19 protein-coding genes and 2 pseudogenes are annotated in these 17369 nt (G+C 73.2%); 15 read left to right on the top strand and 6 right to left on the bottom strand.

Features of this window, described 5'->3' with window-relative positions:
• The 11 genes from V7E45_RS35410 to V7E45_RS35360 form a co-directional block, all read left to right on the top strand.
• A partial coding sequence (locus V7E45_RS35410; protein WP_333778370.1) for a transketolase occupies positions 1-1948 on the top strand: 1948 nt, incomplete at its 5' end.
• Between the two features lie 101 nt (positions 1949-2049).
• Positions 2050-2439 carry a gas vesicle protein GvpO gene (locus V7E45_RS35405; protein ID WP_333778369.1) on the top strand — a complete coding sequence of 130 codons (390 nt, stop codon included), beginning with the start codon at positions 2050-2052 and terminating at the stop codon, positions 2437-2439.
• A gap of 95 nt (positions 2440-2534) precedes the next feature.
• Positions 2535-2957: a gas vesicle structural protein GvpA gene (locus V7E45_RS35400; RefSeq protein WP_333778368.1), complete on the top strand. Its 423-nt coding sequence runs from the start codon at positions 2535-2537 to the stop codon at positions 2955-2957.
• Positions 2954-3724: a GvpL/GvpF family gas vesicle protein gene (locus V7E45_RS35395; RefSeq protein WP_333778367.1), complete on the top strand. Its 771-nt coding sequence runs from the start codon at positions 2954-2956 to the stop codon at positions 3722-3724. Before V7E45_RS35400 ends, V7E45_RS35395 begins: the two co-directional genes overlap by 4 nt.
• A 29-nt stretch (positions 3725-3753) precedes the next feature.
• On the top strand, positions 3754-4017 hold the full coding sequence (locus tag V7E45_RS35390) for a gas vesicle protein GvpG (protein WP_333778366.1): 264 nt from the start codon (positions 3754-3756) through the stop codon (positions 4015-4017).
• Positions 4014-4694, top strand: a complete 681-nt coding sequence (locus V7E45_RS35385) for a DNA primase (RefSeq protein ID WP_333778365.1) — start codon at positions 4014-4016, stop codon at positions 4692-4694. Before V7E45_RS35390 ends, V7E45_RS35385 begins: the two co-directional genes overlap by 4 nt.
• Positions 4691-5920 (top strand): SRPBCC family protein, encoded by a 1230-nt coding sequence (locus V7E45_RS35380; protein WP_333778364.1) that lies wholly within the window; start codon positions 4691-4693, stop codon positions 5918-5920. Before V7E45_RS35385 ends, V7E45_RS35380 begins: the two co-directional genes overlap by 4 nt.
• The gene (locus tag V7E45_RS35375; protein ID WP_333778363.1) at positions 5917-6276 is read left to right on the top strand and encodes a gas vesicle protein; all 360 of its coding nucleotides are present in this window, start codon (positions 5917-5919) and stop codon (positions 6274-6276) included. The genes V7E45_RS35380 and V7E45_RS35375 overlap by 4 nt, the downstream gene beginning before the upstream one ends.
• Entirely contained in the window at positions 6273-7037 is a 765-nt protein-coding gene (locus V7E45_RS35370) for a GvpL/GvpF family gas vesicle protein (protein ID WP_333778362.1), read from the top strand. Before V7E45_RS35375 ends, V7E45_RS35370 begins: the two co-directional genes overlap by 4 nt.
• Positions 7034-7252, top strand: coding sequence for a gas vesicle protein (locus tag V7E45_RS35365; protein WP_333778361.1), 219 nt, complete (start codon positions 7034-7036; stop codon positions 7250-7252). Before V7E45_RS35370 ends, V7E45_RS35365 begins: the two co-directional genes overlap by 4 nt.
• Positions 7249-7533 carry a gas vesicle protein K gene (locus tag V7E45_RS35360; protein ID WP_333778360.1) on the top strand — a complete coding sequence of 95 codons (285 nt, stop codon included), beginning with the start codon at positions 7249-7251 and terminating at the stop codon, positions 7531-7533. Before V7E45_RS35365 ends, V7E45_RS35360 begins: the two co-directional genes overlap by 4 nt.
• Before the next feature lie 155 nt (positions 7534-7688).
• Here the strand turns inward: V7E45_RS35360 and V7E45_RS35355 are convergent.
• Positions 7689-8519, bottom strand: a pseudogene (locus V7E45_RS35355) (class I SAM-dependent methyltransferase); the annotation flags it as partial.
• A gap of 167 nt (positions 8520-8686) precedes the next feature.
• Positions 8687-10174, bottom strand: coding sequence for a bifunctional phosphatase PAP2/diacylglycerol kinase family protein (locus V7E45_RS35350; protein ID WP_333778358.1), 1488 nt, complete (start codon positions 10172-10174; stop codon positions 8687-8689).
• An 83-nt stretch (positions 10175-10257) separates the two neighbouring features.
• On the opposite strand from V7E45_RS35350, the gene V7E45_RS35345 reads away from it, so the two are divergent.
• From V7E45_RS35345 to V7E45_RS35335, 3 genes are all read left to right on the top strand, one after another.
• Complete coding sequence (locus V7E45_RS35345) at positions 10258-10914, top strand: histidine phosphatase family protein (protein ID WP_333778357.1); 657 nt, start codon at positions 10258-10260, stop codon at positions 10912-10914.
• A 42-nt stretch (positions 10915-10956) separates the two neighbouring features.
• Positions 10957-12576: an ABC-F family ATP-binding cassette domain-containing protein gene (locus V7E45_RS35340; RefSeq protein ID WP_333778356.1), complete on the top strand. Its 1620-nt coding sequence runs from the start codon at positions 10957-10959 to the stop codon at positions 12574-12576.
• Between the two features lie 277 nt (positions 12577-12853).
• Complete coding sequence (locus V7E45_RS35335) at positions 12854-13111, top strand: DUF6158 family protein (RefSeq protein ID WP_333778371.1); 258 nt, start codon at positions 12854-12856, stop codon at positions 13109-13111.
• A 131-nt stretch (positions 13112-13242) separates the two neighbouring features.
• Here V7E45_RS35335 and V7E45_RS35330 read toward each other — a convergent pair whose 3' ends face one another.
• The 4 genes from V7E45_RS35330 to V7E45_RS35315 form a co-directional block, all read right to left on the bottom strand.
• A complete protein-coding gene (locus tag V7E45_RS35330) occupies positions 13243-13785 on the bottom strand; it encodes a type 1 glutamine amidotransferase domain-containing protein (protein ID WP_333778355.1) in 543 nt (180 codons plus the stop codon).
• A 5-nt stretch (positions 13786-13790) separates the two neighbouring features.
• Positions 13791-14447, bottom strand: coding sequence for a diguanylate cyclase (locus V7E45_RS35325; protein ID WP_333778353.1), 657 nt, complete (start codon positions 14445-14447; stop codon positions 13791-13793).
• The gene (locus tag V7E45_RS35320) at positions 14444-14818 is read right to left on the bottom strand and encodes a DUF2795 domain-containing protein (protein WP_333778352.1); all 375 of its coding nucleotides are present in this window, start codon (positions 14816-14818) and stop codon (positions 14444-14446) included. The genes V7E45_RS35325 and V7E45_RS35320 overlap by 4 nt, the downstream gene beginning before the upstream one ends.
• An 87-nt stretch (positions 14819-14905) precedes the next feature.
• Positions 14906-16702, bottom strand: coding sequence for a thiamine pyrophosphate-requiring protein (locus tag V7E45_RS35315; RefSeq protein ID WP_333778351.1), 1797 nt, complete (start codon positions 16700-16702; stop codon positions 14906-14908).
• Between the two features lie 303 nt (positions 16703-17005).
• Here V7E45_RS35315 and V7E45_RS35310 point away from each other — a divergent pair.
• Positions 17006-17369 (top strand): annotated as a pseudogene (locus V7E45_RS35310) (hypothetical protein); the annotation flags it as partial.

Genomic DNA, 17369 nt, shown 5'->3' with positions numbered 1-17369 from the left:
GGGCGAGGCCCTCCGGCCCCGCCCCGGCAGAAGCGGAAGCACCCGCACAGGCAGCAGCCCAAGCACCACCACAAGCAGACCCAGAAGCAGAAGGAGACACATGAACACCGACGAACTCGTCGCCCTCGGCCAGCAGTTGCGCGTGGACAGCGTACGGGCCGCCGCCGCGGCGGGCTCCGGGCACCCGACCTCCTCGATGTCCGCCGCGGACCTGCTGGCCGTGCTCTTCGCCCACCACCTCCGCTACGACTTCGAGCGCCCCGAGAACCCCGCCAACGACCGCTTCGTCCTCTCCAAGGGACACGCCTCGCCGCTGCTCTACTCCGCCTACAAGGCGGCCGGCGCCGTCGAGGACGGCGAGCTGCTGACCTTCCGCAAGCTCGGCAGCCGCATGGAGGGGCACCCCACCCCGCGCAGGCTGCCCTGGGTGGAGACCGCCACCGGCTCGCTCGGCCAGGGCCTGCCGGTCGGCGTCGGCATCGCCCTCGCCGGCAAGCGCCTGGACCGTGCCGACTACCGCGTCTGGGTGCTGTGCGGGGACAGCGAGCTGGCCGAGGGCTCGATCTGGGAGGCCGCCGAGCACGCCTCGTACGAGCACCTGGACAACCTGACCGCCATCGTCGACGTCAACCGGCTCGGCCAGCGCGGACCCACCCGGCACGGCCACGACCTGGACGCCTACGCCCGCCGCTTCCAGGCGTTCGGCTGGCACACCATCGAGATCGACGGGCACGACGTCGACAAGATCGATCGCGCCTACGGCGAGGCGATCTCCACCACCGGCCAGCCCACGGTGATCCTCGCCCGCACCCTGAAGGGCAAGGGGGTCGCCGCGGTCGAGGACCGCGAGGGCCTGCACGGCAAGCCCCTGCCGGAGGCCGACGACGCCATCGCCGAACTCGGCGGCCCCCGCGACCTGCGGGTCCGCGTGAACGAGCCGTCCGGCGCCGCCGCGCTGCGCTCGGCCACCACCGAGGTCCTCCGGCTCCCGCGCTACGACCTGGGCGACGAGGTCGCCACCCGGGACGCCTTCGGCGCGGCGCTCGCCGCGCTCGGCACCGCGCGCGGCGACGTCGTCGCCCTCGACGGCGAGGTCGGCGACTCCACCCGGACCGAGGAGTTCGGCAAGGAGCACCCCGACCGCTTCTTCGAGTGCTACATCGCCGAGCAGCAGCTCGTCGCCGCCGCCGTGGGCCTGGCGACCCGCGGCTGGGTGCCGTACGCCTCGACGTTCGCGGCCTTCTTCAGCCGCGCCCACGACTTCGTGCGCATGGCCTCGATCAGCGGCTCCGGGATCAACCTGGTCGGCTCGCACGCGGGCGTCGCGATCGGCCAGGACGGCCCCTCGCAGATGGGCCTGGAGGACCTGGCGATGTTCCGGTCCGTCTACGGCTCGACCGTGCTCTACCCGTGCGACGCCAACCAGACGGCCCGGCTGGTCGCGGAGATGGCCGGCCTCGACGGCATCCGCTACCTGCGCACCTCGCGCGGCAAGAACAGGGTGATCTACGGTCCGGAGGAGGAGTTCCCGGTCGGCGGCAGCAAGGTGCTGCGCGCGGGGGAGCGGGACCGGCTGACCGTCGTCGCGGCCGGTGTCACCGTGCACGAGGCGCTGGCCGCCGCGGACCGGCTCGAACAGGACGGCATCGCGGTCCGGGTGATCGACCTGTACTCCGTCAAGCCGGTCGACGCCGAGACACTGCGCCGGGCCGCCGAGGAGACCGGCTGCCTCATGACCGTCGAGGACCACCACGAGCAGGGCGGCCTCGGCGACGCGGTCGCGGAGGCGTTCGCCGACGGCCGGCCCGTGCCCCGCCTGGTCCGGCTCGCGGTGAGCACCATGCCGGGCTCGGCCGCGCCCGACGAGCAGCTGCACGCGGCCGGCATCGACGCGGCCGGCATCGAGGCAGCGGCGAAACTGCTGGTGGAAGAGGCGGTCGTGCGGTGAGGGCACTCCGCTGACCTGCGGTTCCGTGGACTGCTGTGCTCTCGATGCCTTCTCGATGTTTGGCCGGGAGGAGGAGCGGCCACCCGCAGGTAGAGGTGGCCATGTCGAACACAAAGAACACATCCCAATCGCAGAGTTCACAGGAACCCCAGGACTCGGAGGATTCCCAGCCCAAGAAGGAAGAGGATTCCCGGCCCGGCAAGGAAAGGGACGCCGGCCGGCGGCCCACTCCCATGGAGATCCTGCGCCAGGCACGGGCTCAGCTCGCCGAACTCACCGGCCTCGTACCCGAGTCGGTGTCCTCCTTCGAGCAGACCGACGACGGATGGTCGCTCGAGGTCGAGGTCCTCGAACTCGAGCGGGTCCCGGACACGATGAGCCTGATGGCCGGCTACCAGGTCGACCTCGACGCGGAGGGTCAGCTCACCGGGTACCGGCGCATCCGCCGCTACGAACGCGGCCGGGCCGACGCCCGCAGGGGCGGCCGCTAGGCCGGTCCGGACGTGTCCCACCCGCACGGAACAGAACGCGTACACCGCGCAACAGACCACCCACAAGAGATCACCCACAAGGAGGAATGGCCGGCATGACCGTTGTACCGGCACAGCAGAGCGGCGGCGGAGGCGGCAGCAGTGGCCTCTACGACGTCCTAGAGCTGGTTCTCGACAGGGGGCTCGTCATCGATGCCTTCGTGCGTGTCTCCCTGGTAGGCATCGAGATCCTGAAGATCGACGTCCGTGTCGTCGTGGCCAGCGTGGACACGTATCTGCGCTTCGCCGAGGCGTGCAACCGCCTGGACCTGGAGTCCGGGCCGCACAAGAGCCCGGGCCTGCCCGACCTCGTCGGCGAGATCACCGAGTCCGGCGCCAAGGGCAAGTCCAAGGGCGCGCTGTCCGGCGCCGCGCAGACCGTGTCCGACGCCTTCGGCAAGGCCCGGGACGAGGGTCAGTCCGAGGAACGGCCGCGTCAGCGCAGGACCGCGTCACGCCGTAAGGAGGAGCAGGAGTGAGCACGTACGTCTACGGGATCACCGCACGGTCCCACCCCACGCTCCCGGAGGGCATGACCGGCGTGGGCGAGCCCGCCCGCCCGGTGCGCGTCCTCACCGCGGGTGACCTGGCCGCCGTGGTCAGTGACGCTCCCGAGGACCTGCGCCCCAAGCGACGGGACCTGCTCGCCCACCAGAACGTGCTGGCCGAGGCCGGCGCGGCCGGCTGTGTGCTGCCGATGCGCTTCGGCAGCGTCGCCACGGACGACGACGCCGTGTGCGAGGTGCTCACCGAGCGCTCCGCGCACTACCAGGAGCGGCTGCGCGAGCTCGACAACAAGGTCGAGTACAACGTCAAGGCCACCCACGTCGAGGAGGCCGTGCTGCACCTGGTGATGGCCGAGAACGCGGACCTGCGCACCCTCGCCGAGGACAACCGGCGTGCGGGCGGCGGCGGTTACGACGACAAGATCCGCCTCGGTGAGATGGTCGCGGCCGCCGTCAAGACCAAGGAGGGCGAGGACGCCACCGAGGTCCAGGGCCTGTTGGCCCCGGGAGCCGCCGCCGTGAGCGTGGGCCCCGAGTCCAGCGGCTGGCTGCTGAACGTCTCGTTCCTGGTGGACCGGGACTCGGCCGAGAACTTCCTGGCCTCCGTGGAGCAGGTCCGCGACAGCCACCCCCACCTGGAGCTGCGCGTCAACGGCCCGCTCCCGCCGTACAGCTTCGTCGAGCCCGGCCCGGCCGAGCCGGCGAGCACCCATGCGGGCGTGGACGCCGGGACGCACTAGCGCCCGGGCCCGAGCGGAAGGAGGACACCATGGGACTGATCAGCGAGGTGCTGCTGCTGCCGTTCGCACCGGTGCGCGGCAGCGCGTGGGCGATCAGACAGGTGCTCCAGGAGGCGGAAAGGATCTACTACGACCCCGCCACCGTACGGGCCGAACTCGCCCGCCTCGAAGAGCGTCTGGAGGCGGGCGAGATCACTGAGGAGGAGTTCGACCAGGTCGAGGACGAGCTGCTCGACCGGCTGGAGAACGCCCTGCGCTCCGGCGAAACCACAGGCGACGGGACGGCATCATGAACCGAACAGCGCTCGGCCTCGCGATAGGGGCCGGATACATGCTGGGACGCACGAAGAAACTCAAAATGGCCCTCGCGGTCGGCTCCGTCGTGGCCGGGAAGAAGCTGAACCTCACCCCGCGCGCACTCGGCGAACTGCTCCAGCAGCAGCTGCGCGACAACCCCCAGTTCAAGGAGATCGGGGACCAGCTGCGCCAGGACATGCGGGGTGTCGGCAAGGCCGCCACGGGCGCGATGGCGGAGCGGCAGATGAACGCGCTCGCCGACCGGCTGCGCAGCCGGACCTCCGACGTGCGCGACCGGCTCTCCGGCGGCGGCTCCGACGAGGAGGAGCCGCAGGAGGACACCGGGGACGAAGAGCCGCGCGACGACACCGAGGACAGCGGGGACGCCGACACCTCCGGTGGCCGGCGCGACGACGAGGGCGGCTCCGGCGACGGGCAGGACGACGAGGACGGCTCCGAGGCCCGGCGGGAGGAGCGGCCGCGCAAGAAGGCCGCCCAGAAGGCCCCGGCGAAGAAGGCGTCCGGCACGTCCACCGCGAAGAAGGCCGCGTCCAAGACACCGGCCAAGAAGACGGGAGCGGCCCGCAAGACGGCCGCCAAGAAGACGGCCTCGGCGGGCGGCGGCAGCCGCGGCGGCGGGTCCCGGCAGGCGAAGGGCGGTGACGACCGATGACGTCGACGACGGGGCCGCTCGGCTCCGCGGCCGGCAAGGCCACGGGCGGCGCGAAGGACAACCCGGTCGCCGACCTCGTGCACAGCGAGGCCGCCGACCGGCTCAAGGGCGAGGTGCAGGACTACCTGTCCGCTCAGGCCGAGCGGATGCTGTCCGGCCTCGGCCGCAAGCTGGGCGAGACGACGCTCAAGCTCAACGACATAGCCGACGGCAAGAGCCCCGGCTTCGCCAAGCTCGCTCTCGACGGTGGACGCAAGCTGGCCGAGGGCAAGGGCCCGCTGCGCTCCGCGCTCGAACTCGGGGCCTCCCGGGCGAAGGACAACGTGATGAACGCGGTCAAGAACATAGGCGGCGGCAAGGGCAAGAAGAAGGGCGGCGGGGGCAACAAGCCCACCGTCATCATCGAGTCCATCGACGTCGGCGTGCCGGTACGGACCGCCTACGACCAGTGGACGCAGTACCAGGACTTCTCGAACTTCGCCAAGGGCGTCAAGAGCGCCAGCCGCGCGAGCGACACCGACTCCGACTGGCAGGCCAAGATCTTCTGGTCCAGCCGCAGCTGGAAGGCGCACACCACCGAGCAGGTGCCCGACTACCGCATCCAGTGGACGTCCGAGGGCGCCAAGGGCACCGTCAAGGGTGTCGTCACCTTCCACCCGCTGGGGGAGAACCTCACCCGGGTGCTGCTGGTCATGGAGTACTACCCGAGCGGTCTCTTCGAGAAGACGGGCAACATCTGGCGTGCCCAGGGCCGCAGGGCCAGGCTCGACCTGAAGCACTTCGCCCGCCACATCAGCATCAAGGGCGAGGCGGAGGACGGCTGGCGCGGCGAGATCCGCGACGGCGAGGTCGTCAAGAGCCACGAGGACGCGGTGGCCGAGGAGGAGCAGGAGGCCCAGGAGTCCGAGGACGAGGGTTCCGAGGAGCCGGAGGACCAGGAGTCCGCTGAGCCCGAGGAGGGCGAGGAGGGCGAGGAGTCCGACGAGTACGAGGCCGAGGACGAGGCCGAGGAGCCGTACGAGGAAGAGGACGCCGAGGCCGACGAGGACGCCGGGGAGTACGAGGGCGAGGCGGACGACGAGCCGTACGGCGAGGAGGCCCCGGAGAGCGAGCAGGAGTACGACGAGGAGGCCGACGAGGGCGGCGAGGCCGGCGAGGCCGACGAGGAGGAGTACGAGGACGAGGAGGAACCGGAGTACGCCGGGGGCGGCGGGAGCCGTCGATGACGACCCCAAACCGGTTCCCTCCCGAGCGGTCCGGCCGTTTCCCGGAGCCCTACGGCTCCGGGGGCGGGGCCAACCTCGCCGACATCCTGGAGCGCGTGCTCGACAAGGGCGTCGTCATCGCGGGAGACATCCGGATCAACCTGCTCGACATCGAACTGCTCACCATCAAGCTGCGGCTCATCGTCGCCTCGGTCGACAAGGCCAAGGAGATGGGCATTGACTGGTGGGAGACCGATCCCGCCCTCTCCTCGCGCGCCCGCAGGGACGAGCTGACCCGGGAGAACGCCGAGCTCAGGGAGAGGCTGGCGCGCCTGGAGGAGCTGGAGACCGGCCACGCGCGCGAGGAGGCCCCATGACCGGACTGCGCTACGTCTACGCCGTGTGCCGTCCCCTCGGTGCGCCCCTGCAGGCCGAACTCACGGGCATCGGGGGCGCACCGCCGGCGCTGCTGCACCACCACGGTCTCGTGGCGGTCGTCAGCACGGTCCCGGAGCACGATTTCAGCGAGGAGTCCCTGCGGTCCCGTCTGGAGGACCTGGACTGGCTGTCGGCCACCGCCCGCGCCCACCAGGGCGTGATCGACGCGCTGACGACGGTCACCACCCCGGTGCCGCTGCGGCTGGCCACCGTCTTCCGGGACGACAGCGGGGTGCGCACGATGATCGAGTCCCGGGAGGACGACTTCCGGCGCATCCTCGACCGACTGGAGGGACGGGTCGAGTGGGGCGTCAAGGTGTACGTGGAGAGCGAGCGTCAGGAGGCGCAGGTCGCCGCGCCGGCCGCGGCGCGGCCCGCCAGCGGCCGCGACTACCTGCGCAGGCGGCGTGAGTCCACGCACGCGCACGAGGAGAAATGGCGTACCGCCGAGACCTTCGCCGAGACCCTGCACGAGCGGCTCACCCGGCGCGCCGAGGACGCCCGGCTGCATCCGCCGCAGAACTCCGCGCTGTCCGGGACGCCGGGGCAGAACGTGCTCAACGCCGCCTATCTGGTGAGCCGGGCCGACTCGGAGGAGTTCGTGGAACTCGTGGACCGCACGAAGGGCGAGGTGCCCGGCGTCCGCGTGGAGCTCACCGGGCCCTGGGCCGCCTACTCGTTCAGCGGGGAGGACCGGTGACCGTCATCGAGCGCCGCGAGATCGCCCTGGTGGACCTGCTCGACCGGCTGCTGGCCGGCGGGGTGGTGATCACCGGCGACATCACGCTGCGGATCGCGGACGTCGATCTCGTGCGCATCGACCTGAACGCGCTGATCAGCTCCGTGAACGAGTCGGTCCCCTCGCCCTTCGAGCTGCTGCCCGCGGCCCGGCCGCACGGTGAGGAGCCCCGATGACGACCCAGCGCAACCGGCTGGACCTGGAGCCCGACACGGTGGAGCGGGACCTGGTGAAGCTGGTCCTGACCGTGGTCGAGCTGCTGCGCCAGCTGATGGAACGGCAGGCGGTGCGCCGCTTCGACACCGGCGACCTGACCGAGGAGCAGGAGGAGCGGATCGGGCTCACCCTGATGCTGCTGGAGGAGCGCATGGCGGAGCTGCGTGACCGCTACGGCCTGCGGCCCGAGGACCTGAACCTGGACCTCGGACCGCTCGGCCCGCTGCTGCCCCGGGAGTGAGCCGGGCGTGGCGGGGGCCCGCCGCCTGACTGTCAGGGGTGGGGGGGGGGCGGGGGGCGCCCCCCCCGCCCCCCCCCCATTCCCCCACCATTACAACCAGGNCCCCCCCCCCCCCCCCCCCCCCCCCCCCCCCCCCCCCCCCCCCCCCCCCACCCCTGCTTGCGGCACAGGATCTCCCCGTGCAGGACCGAGAACCAGCCGTCCTCCCGGCGCCCCCACTCCCGCCACGCCGCGGACACCGCCGCCAGCAGGTCCGGTGTGGCGTGGCCGCCGCCGGTGGCCCGCCCGGCGTAGGCCGAGGCCAGGGTGCGGTCCGCCCACAGCCCGCTCCACCAGGCCCGTTCCTCGGGCGTGGCGAACGTCCAGGTGGCGGAGGTGGCCGTGATGTCCGTCAGTCCCGCGGCCAGTGCCCAGGCCTTCAGCCGGCGCCCGGCGTCGGGTTCGCCGCCGTTGGCGCGGGCGACGCGCTCGTACAGGTCCAGCCAGTCGTCGAGGCCCGGCACCGCCGGGTACCAGGTCATCGCCGCGTAGTCGGCGTCGCGCACGGCGACGAACCCGCCCGGCCTCGTCACGCGGACCATCTCGCGCAGGGCCCGCACCGGGTCGCCGACGTGCTGCAGCACCTGGTGGGCGTGGACGACGCAGAACGTGTCGTCCGGGTAGTCCAGCCGGTGCACGTCGGCGACCGCGAAGTCCACGTTGGCCAGGCCGCGCCCGGCGGCGGTCTCCCGGGCCCGGTCCAGGATGCCGGGCGCGTGGTCGACGCCGGTGACATGGCCGTCGGGCACCAGTTCCGCCAGGTCGGCGGTGATGGTGCCGGGACCGCAGCCGATGTCCAGGATCCGCATGTGGGGCTTGAGGACGCCCAGCAGGTAGCCGGCGGAGTTGGCGGCGGTCCGCCAGGTGTGCGACCGCAGCACGGACTCGTGGTGTCCGTGCGTGTAGACGGCGGTCTCGTGCGGTTCGGTCCCCTGCGCTCTCGGCATGGCTGTGCCCCTTCGCCCCTCGTCGACGGACCGCTGCCGGGGACCGTGCGGCCCCGTGGCGCGGTACGCCGACAGTACGCGGATGTGCCGAATGATGAGACCGGCGTATCAATATATGGACGAGCCATGGGTGTCAGGGTGGAGTCAAGGGCGGACCCCGGTGCCCGTCAGCTCAGCGGCCGGTACACCGTCAGCGCCTCCGGCAGCTTCTCCACCAGCACGTCGCCCTCGACCTCGGTCACCTCGCCGTCGTACGCCAAGGGCGTGCCCGGCGCGAGGCCGGTCAGCCGCAGCCGGTTCAGCTGCACCGCCGCGTGCGCGGGCGACCGGGTGAGCGGGCCGGCCGCCGCCGCTGCCAGCAGCCGCAGCGCGGGCCTGCGGCTGCCGTGCACGACCCGTACGTCCAGCAGCCCGTCCGCCAGGTCCGTACGGCGGCCGGGCGCGAGCCCCATCCGGTGGTAGACGCCGTTGCCCACGAACAGCAGCCACAGCGGGTGCTGCCGTCCGCCGAGCTCGACCTCCAGCGGGTGCCGGTCGGCGCGCAGCACCTTCAGCGCCCCGAGCACCCCGGCCGGCCAGCCGCCGATCCGCGAGGACCAGCGCTCCCGCTCCCGTACCAGCTCCGGGTAGACGCCCAGGCTGAACGTGTTGATGAAGATGCCCTCCCGCTGCCCGGTGGTGAACCGGCCCACGTCCACGCGGACCGCCTCGCCCGCGCGCACGGCGTCGGCGACCTTGCGCTCGTCCTCAAGACGCAGGTCGTAGGCGAAGTGGTTGAGCGTGCCCCCGGGCAGCACCGCCAGCGGCAGGCCGTGCCGCAGCGCCACCGCGGCCGCCGCGTTCACCGTGCCGTCGCCCCCGCACACCCCGAGCGCCCGCGCCCGCGCGGCCGCCTTCTCCAGCTCGGCCGGCACGTCCTGCGGTGCGCACTCCACGATCTCCGCGCCGGGCAGCGCCGCCTGCAGGACGCTCACCCGGTCGGAGGAGCCCGAGGCGCGGTTGGCCACGACCACGAGCCCCTCGCCCTCGGGCAGGGCCGCGGCCTCGGCCCGGGGCCGAGGCGGCGGGGTGATCTGGGCGCGCGTCGGCACCAGGCCCCGGACGGCGAACGCCGCGCCCGCGCCGAGCGCCGCCCCCGCCAGCACGTCGCTCGGGAAGTGCACACCCGTGTACACCCGTGACATGGCCACCGAGACCGCCACGGGCGCCACCACCGCACCCCAGTGCGGCGACTCAAGGGCCACACCGGCCGCGAAGGCGGCCGCGGAGGCGGCGTGCCCCGACGGGAAGGACGTGGTGATCGGCTGCCGCTTGAGCTGCCGCACGGCCGGCACCGCGTCCAGCACCGGCCGGGCGCGGCGCACCGACCGCTTGCCGAGCGTGTTGATGGTCAGGGAGGCCAGGCTCAGGGAGGCGATCCCGCGGGTGGCGGCCCGCCGGGCCCGCGGCGTCCGGCTGGCCGCGATCGCGGCGGCCGCCGCGAACCACAGCACCCCGTGGTTCGCGCTCCGGCTCAGCCTCGGCAGCACCCGCTCGGCACCGGGCCAGTGCCACGCGGCGGCCGCCTCGAACAACCGGGTGTCGGCGGCCAGCAGCGCCCGCAGGGCGTGCCGGCCGCTCTTGGGGACGGCGGTCAGGTCGACGTCTGGACTCATGGGGTGCGGTTACCCTGAAGCCGCCGTTTCTTGTGCTCGTGTACGCCGACCGCCTGACCCCGCCGCGACGGAGGAGACACTCGATGCGCCTGCTGCTCGTCCGGCACGGCCAGACCCCCTCCAACCTGGACCGGCTGCTGGACACCGCCGCCCCCGGACCGGGTCTGACCCCGCTCGGCGCACAGCAGGCCGCCGCCCTGCCCGAGGCCCTCGCCGGCGAGCACATCGAGGCCGTCTACGCCTCCGACCTGCTGCGCGCCCGGCTCACCGCCGCCCCGCTGGCCGCCGTCCGCGGTCTGGAGACGGTCGTCCGCGCCGGCCTGCGCGAGGTGTCGGCGGGCGACCTGGAGATGCGGCCGGGGGGCTCCCCGGAGGGCGAGCGGTACCTGCGCACCGTGTTCGCCTGGGCGGCCGGGGACCTCACGCTCCGGATCCCCGGCGGGGAGAGCGGCGAGGAGGCGCTGGCCCGCTACGACGAGGTGGTCGCCGAGGCCGCTGCGAGCGGCGCCGCCGGCGTCGCGATGGTCAGCCACGGCGCCGCCATCCGCATGTGGACCGCCGCCCGCGCCGCCAACGTCGACGTGGCCTTCGCCGCCGCCCGCCCGCTGGCCAACACCGGCGTGGTGGTCCTGGACGGCTCGCCCGCCGACGGCTGGAAGGCGCTGTCGTGGGCCGGCGCCACCGTCGTACCGGCGGGGGAGGGCGGTCCGGCCGGGCAGCCCGTGGACCCGGCCGGATAAGCGTTTGCCCCAGGTCGGGGACGCCCCGCAGAATGCCCCCTCATGGGACATCTGGAAGCCGCGCACCTCGAATACCACCTCCCCGACGGCAGGACGCTGCTCGGCGATGTCTCCTTCCGGGTCGGCGAGGGCGCGACCGTCGCGCTGGTCGGCCCCAACGGCGCCGGCAAGACCACCCTGCTCCGGCTGATCTCCGGCGAGCTGAAGCCGCACGGCGGCACGGTCACCGTCAGCGGCGGCCTCGGCGTGATGCGCCAGTTCGTGGGCTCCGTGCGCGACGAGACGACCGTGCGCGACCTGCTCGTCTCCGTCGCCCCGCCGCGCATCCGCGAGGCGGCGCGGGCCGTGGACCGGGCCGAGCACGGCATCATGACCGTCGACGACGAGGCCGCCCAGCTCGCCTACGCCCAGGCCCTCGCCGACTGGGCCGAGGCGCGCGGCTACGAGTCCGAGACGCTGTGGGACATGTGCACCACCGCCGCCCTCGGCATGCCCTACGAACGGGCCCAGTGGCGGCAGGTGCGCACCCTCTCCGGCGGCGAGCAGAAACGCCTCGTCCTGGAGGCGCTGCTGCGCGGCACCGACGAGGTGCTGCTGCTGGACGAGCCGGACAACTACCTGGACGTCCCCGGCAAGCGCTGGCTGGAGCAGCAGCTCGGGGAGACCCGCAAGACGGTCCTGTTCGTCTCCCACGACCGCGAACTCCTCGCCCGCGCCGCCGAGAAGATCGTCTCCGTGGAGCCCGGACCGGCCGGCGCCGACGCCTGGGTGCACGGCGGCGGCTTCGCCACCTACCACGACGCCCGCCGCGAGCGCTTCGCGCGCTTCGAGGAACTGCGCCGCCGCTGGGACGAGAAGCACGCCCAGCTGAAGAAGCTCGTCCTGAACCTGCGCCAGGCCGCCGCCGTCAGCCACGAGATGGCCTCCCGCTACGCGGCCGCGCAGACCCGCCTGCGCAAGTTCGAGGAGGCGGGGCCGCCGCCCGAGCCGCCGCGCGAGCAGGACATCACCATGCGCCTGAAGGGCGGCCGCACCGGCGTACGCGCCGTCACCTGCGCCCAGCTCGAACTCACGGGCCTGATGCGCCCCTTCGACCTGGAGGTGTTCTACGGCGAACGGGTCGCCGTGCTCGGCTCCAACGGGTCGGGCAAGTCGCACTTCCTGCGGCTGCTCGCCGGCGAGGACGTCGCGCACACGGGGCAGTGGAAGCTCGGCGCGCGCGTGGTGCCCGGCCACTTCGCCCAGACCCACGCCCACCCCGAGCTGCGCGGGCGCACCCTGCTCGACATCCTGTGGAAGGACCACGCCCAGGACCGGGGCGCGGCCATGTCCCGGCTGCGCCGCTACGAGCTGACCGGCCAGGCCGAACAGTCCTTCGACCGGCTCTCCGGCGGCCAGCAGGCACGCTTCCAGATCCTCCTGCTGGAGCTCCAGGGAGTCACCGCCCTGCTGCTCGACGAGCCGACCGACAACCTCGACCTGGAATCCGCCGAAGCCCTCCAGGAGGGCCTGGAGGCGTTCGACGGCACGGTGCTCGCGGTCACCCACGACCGCTGGTTCGCCCGCTCCTTCGACCGCTTCCTGGTCTTCGGCAGCGACGGCCGGGTCCGCGAGACCCCGGAGCCCGTCTGGGACGAACGCAGGGTGGAACGGGCCCGCTAGGGCCTGTTGCGAAAGTGGTCCTCTGCCGTGCGACGCCCGGCACGCGGCCGCCCTCCGGGCGACGAGGCCACTTTCGCAACAGGCCCTAGCCCCGCCGGGACCGTCCCGGCGGGCGGCCGCGACCCCGCCAGGCCCCGGGCCCGGGATGTTCGTACAGTGGGTTCAGGAACGCGCGCTCCACGGCTCGCTCCAGGGCTCCCGGAAACCGGCCGGGAGCACCGCATGCCGGGCGGGCACCCGTACGGCAGGACACGACCACGACGAGCGGGGCACCACCATGACCGGAGTCGACCCCAGCCGGCTGGACGACCAGCAGCTCATGAAGGAGCTGGAGACGATCCACCGCACGCGCCACGACACCCTCCTGTACGGCTCGAACGACGCGCTGCGGGCGCACAACGAGCGCATGGCCCAGCTGGAGGGCGAGTACCTGCGCCGCAACCCGCGCCGCCTGGTCAGCGCGGGCCGCACCCGCGAGGGCGCCCGTGAACGGAGCTGCGGCGAAGCGGCCACCCCGCCCGCCTCCGGCACCTGAGGCGGCCCCTCGCGCGGCCAGGGCGGCCCTTGGCGCGTCCTCGGCGGCCGCGCGCCGGGGCCGGCCCGCGAACGACGCGGACCGGCCCTCGTGGAAATCCGGCGCGGCGGCCGTGACGGCGGCGCGGCGGGTCAGCCCACCTCACCCGCGAACACATGGACGAACGCGTCGCAGAACGCCTTCAGATCGTCCGGCTTGCGGCTGGTCACGAGCTGGTTCGAGCCGTGGTCGCAGATCTTCACCTGCTCGTCCACCCAGGTACCGCCCGCGTTCTCGATGTCCGTCCGCAGACTCGGCCACGACGTGAGCACCCGGCCGCGTACGACCCCTGCCTCCACCAGCGTCCACGGCGCGTGGCAGATGGCCGCCACCGGACGGCCCCGGTCGAAGAAGTCCTTCACGAACGCGACGGCCTTGTCGTCCATGCGCAGGAAGTCCGGATTGGCCACCCCGCCCGGCAGGACCAGGGCGCCGAACGACTCGGCCGACGTCTCGCCCACCACCTCGTCCACGGGGAAGGTGTCCCCCTTGTCCAGGTGGTTGAACGCCTGGATCTCGCCCGACTCGGTCGACACCAGCACCGGTTCGTGCCCGGCGTCGGAGGCCGCCTTCCACGGCTCGGTCAGCTCGACCTGCTCGACGCCCTCGGGTGCCACCAGAAACGCGATACGCATGATCCTCACTTTCCTTTCCCGGCCGGCCCGGCCACCTCGGCGGCCCGGGCCCGCCGCTTCCTCACACCCGCCGCCCGTCGGCAGCGCAGCAACTCCTCGCCGTACGGCAGCAGCACGCAGGCGCCGACCGCGAGGCCGACGACCGCCAGATAGCCGGGCGACAGCGGCCGCCGGCGCCGTACCAGGCGCCAGGCGTCCGGATCACCCCGCCCGCCCCGCAGCAGCGACCGGACGTGGTCGGAGTGCAGGCACATCAGCGACGTCAGCGCGCCGAACGGCAGCGACTCGAGAAAACTGTGGACGTGCTGCTCCAGCGGCGTGACCTCGCGGTCGCTGCGCACCGCCGTCCGCACGTCCCACAGCGCCGTCGCCTCGTGCACCGCCGCCGCGCCGAGCTGCACGGCCAGCAGCAGGGGATTGACCTCGTAGCGCAGGGTCAGCGCGATGGGCAGGCCGACCTCCGCCATCATCAAGGAGTGGATCAGGGACTCCCTGGTCCCGGCGGTGTCCTCGATCCGGCTGCGCCGGTGCAGCGCCCAGTCCGCCAGACCGGGCACGAACCAGCCGGGCAGCAGCCCGTACAGCAGGAACCGGGTGGTGGCCTGCCCGACGTCGACGGTCCTGCCGGCCGCCGCGATCTCCGTCGCCTGGTCCCGGGTCACTCGCCCACCAGCGCCTCCGCCAGCTGCTGCACATTGGCGTACCGCTCCGCGCGCGGCAGCCGGGCCACCGCGTCGACCAGCGGGGTGGGCGCGTTGGCGCGCCGCAGCGCACGGGCCGCCTCCCCGGCGTCCGCCGGGAAGGAGTGCCGGCCCAGGTGCCGGGCCAGCTCCAGCCGCACCCGCTCCAGGGACGCCGGCGACCCCAGACCGCCGACCGGACCGCTCCAGACCTCGGGGTCGTCGTCCGCCGCCGGCTCCGGGTCGTGCCACTCCTCGGCCCGCGTCGGGTGCCCGGACGCCAGCAGGCCCTTCAGCTCGTGCTTCATCTCGTCGTCCCGGTGGACGCTCAGCCGGTCACTGCCTCGCTGCATCTCTCACTCCACTTGTTCGGGGTCCGGCCCGCGTACCCGACGCCGCGCGACCGACACCGGGTGCCCGGCCGGAAACCGGCCGTCTCGCTAGTGCTTGCCGTGACCCGGCAGGAACTCCTGCACCTTCTGCTTCAGCCCCTGCCTGATCATCGAACCGCGGTCCGCGTCGCCCTTGAGGATCGCCGTGGCCGTCGCCTCCATCTGCTCCCAGGTGGCGTGCGGCGGGATCGGCGGCACGGCCGGGTCGGTGAGGAACTCGATCACCGCCGGCCCGTCCGCCTCCAGGGCGGCCCGCCAGCCCGCCTCCACGTCCTCCGGCTTCTCCACCCGCACCCCGGTCAGGCCCAGCGAGCGGGCGAACGCCGCGTACTGCACGTCCGGGATCTCCTGGGACGGCAGGAAGGACGGGGAACCCTCCATCGCGCGCATCTCCCAGGTCACCTGGTTCAGGTCCCGGTTGTTCCACACGCCCACCACCAGCCGCGGATCCGACCAGCGGTCCCGGTACTTCGCCGCCGTGATCATCTCCGCCAGACCGTTCATCTGCATCGCGCCGTCACCGACCAGCGCCACCACCGGCCGGTCCGGATGAGCGAACTTCGCGCCGATCGCGTACGGCACCCCCGGCCCCATCGTGGCCAGCGTCCCCGACAGCGACCCGCGCATGCCCGGCCGCATGGTGATGTGCCGCGCGTACCAGTTCGCCACCGAACCGGAGTCCGACGTCAGGATCACGTTGTCCGGCAGCAGCGGGTCCAGCGCCCGGGCCACGTACTCGGGGTTGATCGGATCCGCCGACAGCCCCGCCCGCCGCTCCATCGTCTCGTGCCAGCGCTTGACGTTCGCGCAGACGGTGTCGCGCCACTCGCGGCCGCCGCGGTCGGTCCGCAGCAGCGGGATCAGCCGCTGCAGGGTCGCCCGCGCGTCGCCGACGAGATTCACCTCGTACGGGAACCGCATGCCGACCATGTGCGGGTCGATGTCGATCTGCACCCCGCGCGCCTTGCCGAACTCCGGCATGAACTGCGTGTACGGGAACGACGAGCCGATCGTCAGCAGCGTGTCGCAGTCACGCATCATCTCGTACGACGGCCGGCTGCCCAGCAGGCCGATCGGCCCGGTGACGTACGGCAGTTCGTCGCTGAGCACGTCCTTGCCGAGCAGCGCCTTCGCGACGCCCGCGCCCAGCAGCTCGGCGATCTCCTGCACCTCCGCCACCGCCCCGGCCGCACCCTGGCCGATCAGGACGGCCGGTTTGTCCCCCTCGTTGAGCACCTCCGCGGCCCGGCGCAACGCGTCGTCCGAGGGGACCGCCGTGTAGTCGCTCATGCCGAGGCTGGACGGCACCATCTTGAACGCGTGCGTGGGCGGCGAGTAGTCGAGCTCCTGCACGTCGGCGGGGATGATCACCGCGGTCGGGCAGCGCCGGGCGCAGGCCGTGCGGATCGCCCGGTCGATCACGTTCGGCAGCTGCTCCGGGACGGTCACCGTCTCCACGAACTCCGAGGCGACGTCCTTGTAGAGCGTGTGGAGGTCCACTTCCTGCTGATAGGACCCGCCCATCGCGGACCGGTTCGTCTGGCCGACGATCGCCAGCACCGGCACGTGGTCCAGCTTGGCGTCGTAGAGACCGTTCAGCAGATGGATCGCGCCGGGTCCGGAGGTCGCCGCGCACACCCCGAGCCGGCCGCCGAACTTCGCGTACCCGACCGCTTCGAAGGCCGACATCTCCTCGTGCCGGGACTGGATGAAACGCGGCTTGTCCTCGGCCCGCCCCCAGGCGGCCAGCAGCCCGTTGATGCCGTCCCCGGGATAACCGAAGACCTGTTCCACGCCCCACGCCCGCAGGCGTTCGAGGATGTGATCGGAGACCTTGGGTGTCATGAAGGAGACCTCCCCGGTGCAGTGCGAGGCCGACGATCCGGTCAGCGGTTACCGAGTCACCTCCACCGGGTGCGGAAAACCTGTCCGGGCCGCCCGCGGGGGTCTTTCGCGGCAGATCGGCCGAGACCGGGCCCCGGGATCACCCGTTGGGCCGTCCGCGTCCCGCGAATGGGGCCCGGCCGCGCGCGCGGCGCCGCCCGGCGGGCTGTGATGGCAGCGAGGGCACGACACCCGTTCCCTCCGACCGCAGCCCGGCCGCCGCCCCGACCGTTCCCGCCCGTCCCCTGCCGAGGAGCCCGCCCCATGCGCCGCACCGCCCGAGCCCTTTCCGTCGCCGTCGTGGCCGGGGCCGCGCTCGTCATAGCCGGGCCCGCCGCCTCCGCGCACCCATGGGCCGGGGCGGACCCCGGCACCGCCGGCCCGCTCACCGCCGCCACGCTCTGCGACCCGCTCACCGGACCGGAGCCCGATCCCCCCGACGCCCCCGGGGCGGCACCCGCGGACGGCGGCGAGCAGTGCGGCCCGGACGAGGGCGGGCCGAGCGGAGGGACGGCCGGATCGGCCCTGGACCCGCGGACGACACCGGGGCCGTCCCTGGAGCTGGAACCGGCGCAGCAGCCTGAGTTTGGGCAGGAGGCCGGCCCGGCGGCGGGGGACGGGGCTGGGG

This window comes from Streptomyces sp. IBSBF 3136 (genome assembly GCF_036815105.1).
Lineage (GTDB): Bacteria > Actinomycetota > Actinomycetes > Streptomycetales > Streptomycetaceae > Streptomyces.
The sequence above is the reverse complement of the archived record's forward strand: the minus strand, read 5'-3'. Positions and strand labels throughout refer to the sequence as shown.

Bases quoted from the DNA above. Each gene is read 5' to 3' on its own strand.
- V7E45_RS35405 (WP_333778369.1), top strand. From the start codon at position 2,050: ATGTCGAACACAAAGAACACATCCCAATCGCAGAGTTCACAGGAACCC.
- V7E45_RS35400 (WP_333778368.1), top strand. From the start codon at position 2,535: ATGACCGTTGTACCGGCACAGCAGAGCGGCGGCGGAGGCGGCAGCAGT.
- V7E45_RS35390 (WP_333778366.1), top strand. From the start codon at position 3,754: ATGGGACTGATCAGCGAGGTGCTGCTGCTGCCGTTCGCACCGGTGCGC.
- V7E45_RS35385 (WP_333778365.1), top strand. From the start codon at position 4,014: ATGAACCGAACAGCGCTCGGCCTCGCGATAGGGGCCGGATACATGCTG.
- V7E45_RS35380 (WP_333778364.1), top strand. From the start codon at position 4,691: ATGACGTCGACGACGGGGCCGCTCGGCTCCGCGGCCGGCAAGGCCACG.
- V7E45_RS35375 (WP_333778363.1), top strand. From the start codon at position 5,917: ATGACGACCCCAAACCGGTTCCCTCCCGAGCGGTCCGGCCGTTTCCCG.
- V7E45_RS35370 (WP_333778362.1), top strand. From the start codon at position 6,273: ATGACCGGACTGCGCTACGTCTACGCCGTGTGCCGTCCCCTCGGTGCG.
- V7E45_RS35360 (WP_333778360.1), top strand. From the start codon at position 7,249: ATGACGACCCAGCGCAACCGGCTGGACCTGGAGCCCGACACGGTGGAG.
- V7E45_RS35350 (WP_333778358.1), bottom strand. From the start codon at position 10,174: ATGAGTCCAGACGTCGACCTGACCGCCGTCCCCAAGAGCGGCCGGCAC.
- V7E45_RS35345 (WP_333778357.1), top strand. From the start codon at position 10,258: ATGCGCCTGCTGCTCGTCCGGCACGGCCAGACCCCCTCCAACCTGGAC.
- V7E45_RS35340 (WP_333778356.1), top strand. From the start codon at position 10,957: ATGGGACATCTGGAAGCCGCGCACCTCGAATACCACCTCCCCGACGGC.
- V7E45_RS35335 (WP_333778371.1), top strand. From the start codon at position 12,854: ATGACCGGAGTCGACCCCAGCCGGCTGGACGACCAGCAGCTCATGAAG.
- V7E45_RS35330 (WP_333778355.1), bottom strand. From the start codon at position 13,785: ATGCGTATCGCGTTTCTGGTGGCACCCGAGGGCGTCGAGCAGGTCGAG.
- V7E45_RS35320 (WP_333778352.1), bottom strand. From the start codon at position 14,818: ATGCAGCGAGGCAGTGACCGGCTGAGCGTCCACCGGGACGACGAGATG.
- V7E45_RS35315 (WP_333778351.1), bottom strand. From the start codon at position 16,702: ATGACACCCAAGGTCTCCGATCACATCCTCGAACGCCTGCGGGCGTGG.